Raw genomic sequence first — 10,231 nt, 5'->3', positions numbered from 1 at the left:
TGGCAGTGCCGGCCGTGGACGTGTGGGTGATTGAAGCTGACTCGGCCGACGAGGGTTGCTTGAGAGTCCAGTTTGGCAAGGGATGGCAAAACCGCGGCAAGTTTCACATGCCGTTCCAGCTGACCGTGAAGAAGAAGTAGGGCTGCCGGGCCTCGCCATCCGCGCCCGCACAGGGGCTCCTGTCTACGGCCCGCCCGTCGTCTCATTCAAATGCCCGTGCCGCCGGTAGCCCATGGGCTTCTTCGTCAGGTCCTTGTAGATCATTTCCAGGAAGCCATCGGTTTTGATGAAGCCCCCGCCCCAGGAATCGAATTTGGCCAGGACTTTTTCTTTCTTCAACTGCTCGAGCGACTTGCCCTGTTTCACGCCGGCTTCGACGATGGCCAGGCTCTCGGTCAGCATGGCGTGGAAGGCCTTGAGGTCGTCCACTGTAGCCAGAGGACCGTGGCCGGGGATGATTTTCGTATCCGGCTTGGCTTCCTTGAGCACACTCTCCACCGCAGCGATGTAGCCGCGCACCGAGCCGCCGCTATCGAGATCAATGAACGGGAACATCTTGTTGAAGAAATCGTCGCCCATGTGGATGACGTTCGACTGCGTGTAATAGACGACCGTATCGCCGTCGGTGTGGGCATGCGGGGTGTGGATGCCGCGGATGTCCTCGCCGTTCAGATGGATGGTCGCGCGGTCGCTGAAGGTGATGACCGGGAGAGCAACCTTCGGCGTGGGCGTATTAGGCCGGTCGTCGAAGCGCGTGTCCGTCTCCATGCGCTTGCGCACGTTCTCTTGCGCGAGGATGGTAGCGGTCTTGCCGAATACCTTGTTGCCGTGGGTGTGGTCGCCGTGCCAATGGGTGTTGAGCACGAAGCGCACCGGCTTATCGGTGATTCCGGCCAGGGCCGCTTGGATCTTGGGCACCAGGGGCTCGAACTCGTCATCGACCAGCACGATGCCGTCTTCGCCCACGCTCACGCCGATGTTGCCGCCGGCGAATCCGCCAACGCCGTAGAGCATGTAGACGTTGCCCGCCACCTTCTCCGCCTTGATCTCGATCTTCGACCAGTCGGGTTGCTGGGCGTGAAGCGTGGAGGCCAGAAGGATCAACGTTCCGACAAAAAAGGTTTTTCGCATGGTCAGTTCCCCGCCCGCCTCTCCTCCGCATGCCCGTGGTTGTGATACCCGGCCGGCTGCTGGGTAAGCGAGGCGTACAAGATTTCGGTGAAATCGTCGGTCTTCAGGAAGCCCTTGCCCCACTTCTCGTCCCACGCAGCCAGGACTCTTTCCTGCTTCATCTGCTCTAGCGTCTTGCCCTGCTTCATGGCGGCCTCCACTGCACCGGAGGTGCCGCGCAGCATCTCGATAAAGGCTTTGAGCTCTGCCTTCGCCGCCAGGGGACCGTGTCCGGGGATGATTTTCACGTCGTCCGGCAGCTCGGCCAGGATCTTCTCGCCGTTGGCGATCATGCCCTGCACGCTGCCGCCGTTGTCCACGTCGATGAAAGGAAAAATGCCGTTGAAGAAGTCGTCTCCCATGTGCACGACGTTGGACTTGGTGAAGAACACCACGCTATCGCCATCCGTGTGTCCGTGCGGGAAGTGGATAGCACGGATGTCCTCGCCATTCAGGTGAATGGTGGCGCGCTCGCTGAAGGTGATGATGGGCAGCGCTTCGGGCTTGGCGGGCTCCACCGCGCCGAAGCGGGTCCTGCCGCCCGCGGCCAGGCGCTTGCGCACGTTCTCCTGGGCCACGATGGTCCCCAGCTTGGAGAAATCGGCGTTGCCCCCGGTGTGGTCGCTGTGCCAGTGCGTGTTCAGGATGAAACGAACCGGCTTGTCGGAGAGGCTCCTTAGCGCCGCCTGGATCTTGGCCGCAAGGGGCGCATACTGATCGTCCACCACCACGATGCCGTCTTCGCCCACGCTAGCGCCGATGTTGCCGCCGCGCCCCGTCAGCATGTAGACGCCGCCGGCCACCGGCTGCGCCTTGATCTCTACCTTTTCCCAGTCCACCTGTTGCTGGGCCGCTGCCGTCGCGGCCAGCATGACCAGCACTACCGCCAGTTTCGTACCCACGCGCATAGGCTCACCTCGTTCGACGTTCAGAGTCCGCCATTGTAACGGAACATCGCCGACCTTCCGATGACGACATGCATCGCCGGCGGCAGGCACGCGCCCGCCCTGCGGGCTGGCGTAGGTGAGGTCGTGCACGGTCGCACCGGCGCGCTTTTCGACGCCGGTCTCCTTCACGTCGAGTGGAGCCGCCGCGTTATAGGCAAATGTCTTGGAGAGATTCTCCAGGAAGAGCGTTTGCGCCGCAGCCGGGGTGAGCAGGGCCACAGCGACCCGCACGCTGAACCGGGCATTGGTCATCGTCAACCTACTTGCCGATCTCGTTGCGCACCACCTTGCCGCCCTTCATCACGAAGTGGACGCGCTCGAGCTGGGTGATGTCGGCCAGCGGGTCGCCGGGAACGGCGATCAGATCGGCGAACTTGCCGGCTTCGAGTCCGCCTGCTCGGTCGCTCCAGCCCATGAGCTCGGCGGCGTTCAGGGTGGCGCTGCGGATGGTGTCGAGCGGGCTCACCCCGAAGGCTGCCGGCGACTCCAGCGCCAGCACGGTGGCCTGGCCGCGCGTCTTGCCGGGGAAGTCATGCCACATGTCGGTGCCGGAAGCGATTTTGACGCCCGCCTTGCCGGCGCGTTCCATCTTTGCGCGACTCTGCTCGTTCCATCGCTTGAGGAAACCTTCGAAGCCGTCGCGTTGCTGGGGTGTGAACACGATCGAGCTCTCGTAGAGCTGCCGGAAGAGCGCTTCGGTGCGCAAAGTAGGCACCAGGAAGATTCCCTTGGCGGCCATGGCGCGGAGCTGCTCGTCGGTGGCCTCGTCGCCGTGCTCAATGGAATCCACGCCGGCGTCGATGGCCGCCTGGATGCCGGTCACCGTCGTGGCATGTGCCGCCACCTTGATCCGGCTGCGATGCGCTTCCTCTACCACCGCCTTGATCTCTTCCGGGGTCATGAAGCGCTTGCCGGCATCCATCACCACTTTGACGAGGTCCGCTCCGTCGTAAAGCGCCTGACGCACCGCGCGGCGGGCCTCATCGACGCCGCTGATGGGCAAGAACTCTTGCGCCAGAACAGCATCCGAGACGGCTGCCTGCACACTTACGGCCTGGCCGCCCGGAGGAGTGATCTTGCGCGCGGCGGCTTGCAAGCGAGGACCGGGCAACCAGCCGGCGTTGATGGCGTCGCGCAGGGCGGCATCCGCGTCCACGCCCGAGTGGCCCACGATGCGCGCCGAGGTCACGCCGGCTTCCAGGGCCTCGCGGGCGTTGCGCGCTCCCACCAGCGCGCGCTCGGCAGGACGCAGTTCGGTGACCGCCAGCACGATGTTGGCGCCCGGGCCGAGGGTGGGCTCGGTGGAGATCAGCAGATGCGCGTGGCAGTCAATCAGGCCGGGCAGCACCGTGGCCGAGCCCAAATCGATGACTTGCGCATCTTTCGGGGTGCGCTTTTCCAACTCCGCCAGCGGACCCACTTCTTTGATCTTCTCGCCCTCGATGAGCAGGGCCCCTCGAGCAAGGTACGTTCCCGCCTTCACGTCGAGAATGCGCGCGGCCTTGATCAGTGTGACGGGTTGTGGCGCCGAAGGGGACTGCTGTGCGGCGAGAGACGCGGCCACAAGAACAGAGGCAAGGATTGCGATCGGTCTTAGCATCTCGTTCCTTCTGGCAGTGGCCTGGCCACAGCTACCGTTCTCATTTCACCAGCTCGTACGACGACGTGATGTCGATGGCTTTGTACAGCGACCGGTACACGGGACACTTCTGGGCGTAGATTCCGTGCACACGCTCCACGGTGGCCCGAGCGTCTTCCGACGCCTTGAGCTGGAGCGCGACATGGATGCGTTTGATGACCAGCACACCGTCTTCGGACTCGATCTCGCCGCGGACTTCGGCGATGAGAGGGCCCGAGACATCGACTTGGCGCGCATCCAGCGCGCCGGCAAAGGTGCCCAGCATTCAACCGCCGGCCGCGGCTACCACGTAGTCGAGCGTGGCGGCGTGCGATTCGCCGATCTTCGCCGGGTCCATCTTGTAGTGCTCGGCGATGGCGCCGTGCACGCTGAAGATGACCGGTTGCGCCTCGCCGGGCAGGTGGGCGACACGCAACGGGCCGGCGCGTCGCTCAATACGTACGTTGGAAACATAGACGATGTTGGGCACGAAGCTCCTCCCTGCGATGGGTCTCAGTTCGCGCTCGCCGCACCCTCGAACAGCAGCCACAAGCTGTCATAGGTGACGCGGTAAAGCGCGTAACTCGTAGTCGTCTGGCCGGCGCGCCGGAACAGCAGCTCGCCGACGCTGTCGCCGTCGGAATCGACGGCATCCACCAGCTCGAGCCGGGGCATCGACTCCAGCCGCAGGCTGTCCGTCACCTGGCTGAACAGGCGGCGCAACTCACCGTACGCGTTGGAGCGCGCTACCACGGTCACGTAGCAGATGCGCTGCTCGCCCTTCCCTTTGGCCTGCGACCTTGCCGGTTGGCGGGCCGTGATGATCAATTCTGGCTCGTTGTCGTAATTGACGTCGAAGGCGCGCACCTGGATGGCATCGAGCGGTCCGGCGGGCGCCAGCTTCGGTCCGGGACGCGAGGCGAGATACCGCGCCACCTGCTCCTCGGCCAGCTTGCTCATCGCCGCCGTGAGGCGCTCTTCCTCATCGCGATTCCAGGGGAAGCGATAGGGCCGCATGTCGGCGGGCGACTCGTCGGAAATCACCGCCACGCGCTCCACCTCGGCCGCAGGCTTGAACTCGACCATCGGCTCTTCGGCAGGCTGGGTCTCCGGTTTGCCGCGCTTCAGGATGGGCCTGTCCGGATCGGGCGGCGGTTCGGGAACCGGCTCGGACTTGGTCTGCGGCTCGGAAGGTCCCCCGGCTGGCCGCCGCAGGCGCGGCGGTCCTTCATCTTCACCTCCGCGGCTGGCCACGACCACCGGCTTCTCCGGGGGCTTGGAGTCCGGAGGCTCCCACTCCCCGAAGGCGAACCAGGTGCGGTTCTCTTCCACGGCCCGCCCGACGGTGAAGAATCCCGCAGACTCGCCCGAGCGGAAGGCCTCATACACGATGCCCGGGTCGAGCGCCATGGGCCGCGGCGTAGCCTTGTAGAGTCCCGCGTCGAAGTACTGGCCGTGATCGAGGATGGTGACCGGCACCAGGCGCGCGCGCGCTTTGCCGCCCGCGTCCTTTTCCAGTTCGAGCACGCCCAGCGCACGCAGGCGCTCCGAGGGCTTGGGGCGCCGCTGGGCGGCAAGCGGAATCATGGCCAGCGCCAGCAGCAGGAGGATGACGCCACCGCGCCGCCTGCGGTATAAGGGTTGTCCCCTCTTACGGGCCCCGAGAGACACGATCATGGACGCGAATGACAAGGCCCCTGATTTTAGCCTCCTGGACGAGAATGGCGCCAAGGTGTCGCTGAAGGACTTCCGCGGAAAGAACGTGGTGCTGTATTTCTTTCCCAGGGCCGACACGCCCGGTTGAACCATCGAGGCGTGCGGGTTCCGCGACGCATACAAGAAGATGCAGAAAGCTGGGGCGGTGGTGCTGGGAATTTCCCCCGACACTCCGGCGGCGCAGAAGAAGTTCAAGGACAAGTACGATCTGCCCTTCACCCTGCTGTGCGACACCGACAGGAAGGTCGCCAAGTCCTACGAGGTGCTGAAAGAGAAGAACATGTACGGCAAAAAGGTGATGGGCATCGAGCGCACCACGTTCCTGATCGGTCCGGAAGGCAGAATCGTCCGCGTGTTCCCCAAGGTGAAGGCGGATGGGCACGCGGAGGAGGTCCTGGCCGCGCTCCACTAACGCTCTTCAAAGCACTCATCGCGACAAGGAGTCGATCATGCATCGCCCGCTTATGGTCTCGCTGTTGTTCGCATCGCTGTTGCCCCTCGTGGCTTTGGCCCAACATGAGGGCCACAACCCGGCTACCCACGCACTCCACGGGCTGTTCGCCGCCGAGTGGGACTACGCCATGGAGCAGAATCCCACCTGGGCCTCGCAGCTCGGCGACCGCCGCTGGAATGATCGCTGGGACGACTTGAGCCTGGCCGCCATCGAGGCCCGGCACCAGCACGATCTCGGGGTGCTGGAGAAGCTGAAGCAGATCGACCGCGCCCAACTTTCGTCGGCGGACCAGCTCAACTATGACCTGTTCCAGAAGGACGTCAGCACCGACGTGGGGATGTACAAGTACCGCTGGTTCCTGTTGCCGCTGAACCAGCGCGGAGGTCCGCAGACCGACAACGAGCTTTCCGATCTGCTGCGCTTCGACCGAGTCAAGGACTACGAGGACTGGCTGGCGCGGCTAAGGGCCTTTCCCGCCTACCTCGACCAGAACATCGCCCTGATGCGGGAGGGCATCAAGGCGCGCATGGTGCATCCCAAGGTCATCATGCAGCGCATCCCCGGGCAGATCGACAAGCAGATCGTGGACGATCCCACCCGGAGCCCGTTCTACAAGCCGTTCGCCAGCTTTCCCAAGTCCATCCCGGCAGAGGATCAGCAGCGGCTCAGCGCCGCGGCCAAGCAAGCCATCGCCGAGGGCATTGTTCCCGCCTTCCGCCAGTTCAAGAAGTTCTTCACCGAAGAGTACTACCCGGCGTGCTTCGACCAGGTGGGCGCGTGGCAAATGCCCATGGGCCAGGAAATGTATGCCGCGCGGGCGCGCCGCTTCACCACCACCGACCTGACCCCGCAGCAGATCCACGAACTGGGGCTGAGCGAGGTCGCCCGCATCCGCGCGGAGATGCAGGCCATCATGGACCAGGTGGGTTTCAAGGGCACGCGTCAGGAGTTCTTCCAGTACCTGCGCACGGATCCCAAGTTCTATTACAAGACGGGCGACGAGCTGCTGGAGGCCTATCGCGCCATGGCCAAGGAGATCGACCCCAGGCTGGTCAAGGTCTTCAAAACCATGCCGCGCATGCCCTACGGCGTGGAGCCCATCCCCGCCGCGGCTGCGCCCGACACCACCACGGCCTACTACAACGGCCCGGCCGCCGACGGCTCGCGCGCCGGTACCTACTACGTGAATCTGTACAAGCCCGAAGCTCGGCCCAAGTGGGAGATGATGGCGCTCTCGCTGCACGAGGCCGTCCCGGGCCACCACTTCCAAATCGCTCTGGCGCAGGAGCTGGGTGAGATCCCCAACTTCCGGCGCTACGGCGGCTATACCGCGTTCGTCGAAGGCTGGGGCCTGTATGCCGAGTCGCTGGGCGAGGACATGGGCATGTACACGGACCCCTACGCCAAGTTCGGCCAGCTCACCTACGAGATGTGGCGCGCCGTCCGGCTGGTGGTCGATACCGGCATGCACTCCATGAAGTGGGACCGGCAGAAGGCCATCGACTTCTTCATGGACAACGCCGCCAAGCAGGAACTGGACGTGGTGAACGAGATCGACCGCTACATCGCCTGGCCGGGTCAGGCACTGGCCTACAAGATCGGCGAGCTGAAGATCAAGGAACTCCGCGCGCGCTCGAAAAAGGAATTGGGCGACAAGTTCGACGTGCGCGAGTTCCATGACGTGGTGCTGGGTTCGGGCGCCGTGCCGCTCGATATCCTCGAGCGCAACGTGAACCAGTGGATCGCGGCGAAGAACCGAGCGCAGAAGGCCGATTAGAAGCGCTCAACCACAAAGGACACGAAGCAACACAACAGCAGGAACGGAACCACAGAGGACGCTGAGGCACACGGAGGAAGAAGAAAGACCTCTGTGCTCCTCTGTGTCCTCTGTGGTTAAGTGTTTAGAGATGAAGAAAACCGGCAAGCGCGGGATGCGGCTGCTGTCGAGGGCCATCTACACCCGCGATCCGCGGCGGGTGGCGCGCCAGTTGCTGGGCAAAGTGCTGGTGCGGATGCGTGGCAGGAAGCGCCTCGCCGGGCGCATCGTCGAGGTCGAGGCCTACCTGGGCAAGGGAGACGCTGCAGCCCACGCCGCAGCCGGACCCACAGCTCGCAACCGTGTGCTGTTCGGCGCGCCCGGTCACGCCTACGTCTATTTCATCTACGGCAATCACTATTGCCTGAACGTCTCCTGCCTGCCCGCGGGAGAAGCGGGCTGCGTCCTGATCCGGGCGCTGGAGCCGATTGCAGGACTCGAGGACATGGCGCGGGCGCGTCACTTGCCCGGCGGCGCCGGAATGCGCCGGCTCACCAGCGGTCCCGGGCGGCTGTGCCAGGCGCTCGACATCACCCGCGCGCGCGATAACGGAAAAGACCTGGCATCCCGCCGGTCGGACCTGTTCCTCTGTGACGACGGCTTCAAGCCCCGTCGCGTCGCCCTCACCCGCCGCATCGGCATCCGCAAATCGGCCGAGATGCCGCTGCGGTACGTGATTGCGGGGAATGCGTTCGTGTCGCACTAGGGCGAGCCTCACCGCCGAGGTCGCAAAGATCGCCGAGGCAACTTTTCTAGGATGTTTCCTTCGTGCTCGGTGGCAAGAGCAGGTTGTCGATCAGACGGGTTGAACCGACGAACGCGGCCACGGCAACCAATGCGCCGGAAGAGACGCCTTCCACCGGATCGAGCGTGTCGTTGTTCACGATCTCGACGTAGTCCAGGCGCACGTCCGGTTCCTCCAGGAAGATGCGCTGGGCGGCGTCGATAAGCTTGGCGCTGCCGCGCTCGCCCTTTTTCCACAAATCTTCGACGCGCCGCAGGGAACGGTGGAGCACGGTCGCCGAAGCGCGCTGGGCGGGATCGAGGTAGGCGTTGCGCGAGCTCATGGCCAGGCCGTCGGGTTCGCGCACAATGGGACAGGTGACGATGGCGACGCCCATATCCAGGTCGCGCACCATCTTGCGGATGATGGTGCATTGCGCCGCGTCCTTCTGCCCGAAAAAAGCCGCGTCCGGTTCGACGACGTGAAGAAGCTTCGAGACTACGGTGGTGACGCCGCGGAAGTGTCCGGGACGCGAGGCTCCGCACATCCTCTGGCTCAATCCCTCGACCGTGACCCAGGTGACCGCGCCGGGCGGGTACATCTCCGCCACCGCGGGCGCGAACACTAGGTCCACCGCTTCACGCTCCAGCAGTTCGCAGTCGCGCTCCAAGGACCGCGGGTATTTTTCGAAGTCCTCGGTGGGGCCGAATTGCGTGGGGTTGACGAAAATGGAGACGGCGACCACGTCGCATTGCGCCCGGGCTGCGCGCACCAGGGAGAGGTGCCCGGCGTGCAGCGCGCCCATGGTGGGGACCAGGCCCAGGCGCTTGCCCGTCTCGCGGGCGGCACGGCAGGCGGCGCGCATTTCCGGGATGGTACGAAGGATCTTCAATCGATTGTCACCCCGAGCGGAGCCCCGCCTCGGCGGGCGGAGTCGAGGGGCAATGCAGTTGTTTTTGAGCAGCTAGCCATCAGGACAAAGGCCCTGTCCCTCGACTCGCACTCCCTCGCCCGGCGCGGCGGGCTCGGTCGCACTCGCTCGGGATGACAGAGCAAGGGTTTATCGTCCCATCGCCCGCTTGCGCACCGCGATGGTTTCCAGCGCCGATTGCGTTTCCTTGGGCAGATGGTACGACTCGGCCTCGTTCGGGTACTCGCGCGATTCGACGTCCCGCTTGAAAGCCTGCACGGCGCCGGAGATGAGCGCGCCGGCGTCGCCGTAACGGCGCACGAACTTGGCTGGCGGGGCAAAGGTCAGGTTCAGGATGTCGTGCAGCACCAGCACCTGCCCGTCGCAATCCAGCCCCGCGCCGATGCCGATGGTAGGCGCGTTCACCTCGGCGGTGATCATGGCGGCCACCTCGCGGGGAATGCCTTCCAGCACCATGGAGAACACGCCGGCGCGGTCGAGCGCCACGGCGTCGCGCATCAGTTGCTCCACCGCCGCCAGCGTCTTGCCCTGCACGCGATAGCCGCCCATGCGATGCAGCGACTGCGGCGTCAGCCCGATGTGGCCCATCACCGGGATCTCGGCGTCGATGAGCCGGCGGATGAGGTCGGCGCGTTTCTCTCCGCCTTCGATCTTCACCGCTTCCGCGCCGGATTCCTTGATGAAGCGGGCGGCGTTGCGCAGCGCGTCCTCGTCGCCCAGGTGGTAGGACGCGTAGGGCATGTCGGCGATCAGCAGCGCGAATCTCACTCCGCGCCGCACCGCGCGCGTGTGATGCAGCATCTCCTCCATGGTGACCGGCAGCGTGTTCTCGTAGCCCAGAATCACCTGGGCGAG

11 protein-coding genes are annotated in these 10,231 nt (G+C 64.7%); 3 read left to right on the top strand and 8 right to left on the bottom strand.

What is annotated here, in order from left to right; all coding sequences use genetic code 11:
• Nucleotides 1-183: 183 nt before the first annotated feature.
• The 6 genes from VLE48_12935 to VLE48_12910 are packed head-to-tail and all read right to left on the bottom strand — an operon-like array spanning nucleotide 184 to nucleotide 5,412.
• Entirely contained in the window at nucleotides 184-1,131 is a 948-nt protein-coding gene (locus tag VLE48_12935; protein ID HSA93911.1) for an MBL fold metallo-hydrolase, read from the bottom strand.
• A gap of 2 nt (nucleotides 1,132-1,133) precedes the next feature.
• Entirely contained in the window at nucleotides 1,134-2,369 is a 1,236-nt protein-coding gene (locus VLE48_12930; protein ID HSA93910.1) for an MBL fold metallo-hydrolase, read from the bottom strand.
• A gap of 7 nt (nucleotides 2,370-2,376) precedes the next feature.
• Entirely contained in the window at nucleotides 2,377-3,717 is a 1,341-nt protein-coding gene (locus VLE48_12925) for an amidohydrolase family protein (protein HSA93909.1), read from the bottom strand.
• 40 nt (nucleotides 3,718-3,757) lie between these two features.
• Nucleotides 3,758-4,021, bottom strand: a complete 264-nt coding sequence (locus VLE48_12920; GenBank protein HSA93908.1) for an OsmC family protein — start codon at nucleotides 4,019-4,021, stop codon at nucleotides 3,758-3,760.
• Entirely contained in the window at nucleotides 4,022-4,225 is a 204-nt protein-coding gene (locus VLE48_12915) for a hypothetical protein (protein HSA93907.1), read from the bottom strand.
• Between the two features lie 23 nt (nucleotides 4,226-4,248).
• Nucleotides 4,249-5,412, bottom strand: a complete 1,164-nt coding sequence (locus VLE48_12910; protein HSA93906.1) for a hypothetical protein — start codon at nucleotides 5,410-5,412, stop codon at nucleotides 4,249-4,251.
• On the opposite strand from VLE48_12910, the gene bcp reads away from it, so the two are divergent.
• The 3 genes from bcp (at nucleotide 5,321) to VLE48_12895 (ending at nucleotide 8,427) form a co-directional block, all read left to right on the top strand.
• The gene (gene bcp, locus VLE48_12905; GenBank protein HSA93905.1) at nucleotides 5,321-5,863 is read left to right on the top strand and encodes a thioredoxin-dependent thiol peroxidase; all 543 of its coding nucleotides are present in this window, start codon (nucleotides 5,321-5,323) and stop codon (nucleotides 5,861-5,863) included. The genes VLE48_12910 and bcp overlap by 92 nt on opposite strands.
• Before the next feature lie 37 nt (nucleotides 5,864-5,900).
• Entirely contained in the window at nucleotides 5,901-7,682 is a 1,782-nt protein-coding gene (locus tag VLE48_12900; GenBank protein HSA93904.1) for a DUF885 domain-containing protein, read from the top strand.
• Nucleotides 7,683-7,812: 130 nt separating this feature from the next.
• Nucleotides 7,813-8,427 carry a DNA-3-methyladenine glycosylase gene (locus VLE48_12895; protein HSA93903.1) on the top strand — a complete coding sequence of 205 codons (615 nt, stop codon included), beginning with the start codon at nucleotides 7,813-7,815 and terminating at the stop codon, nucleotides 8,425-8,427.
• A gap of 46 nt (nucleotides 8,428-8,473) precedes the next feature.
• Here VLE48_12895 and panC read toward each other — a convergent pair whose 3' ends face one another.
• Nucleotides 8,474-9,337: a pantoate--beta-alanine ligase gene (gene panC, locus VLE48_12890; protein HSA93902.1), complete on the bottom strand. Its 864-nt coding sequence runs from the start codon at nucleotides 9,335-9,337 to the stop codon at nucleotides 8,474-8,476.
• A 168-nt stretch (nucleotides 9,338-9,505) separates the two neighbouring features.
• Nucleotides 9,506-10,231 (bottom strand): 3-methyl-2-oxobutanoate hydroxymethyltransferase (gene panB, locus VLE48_12885; protein HSA93901.1); only part of this gene is annotated, 726 nt, incomplete at its 5' end.

The sequence above is a fragment of the Terriglobales bacterium genome (assembly GCA_035454605.1).
Classification (GTDB): Bacteria; Acidobacteriota; Terriglobia; order Terriglobales; family Acidobacteriaceae; genus DATMAB01.
This window is presented reverse-complemented; position numbering and strand designations above follow the sequence as displayed.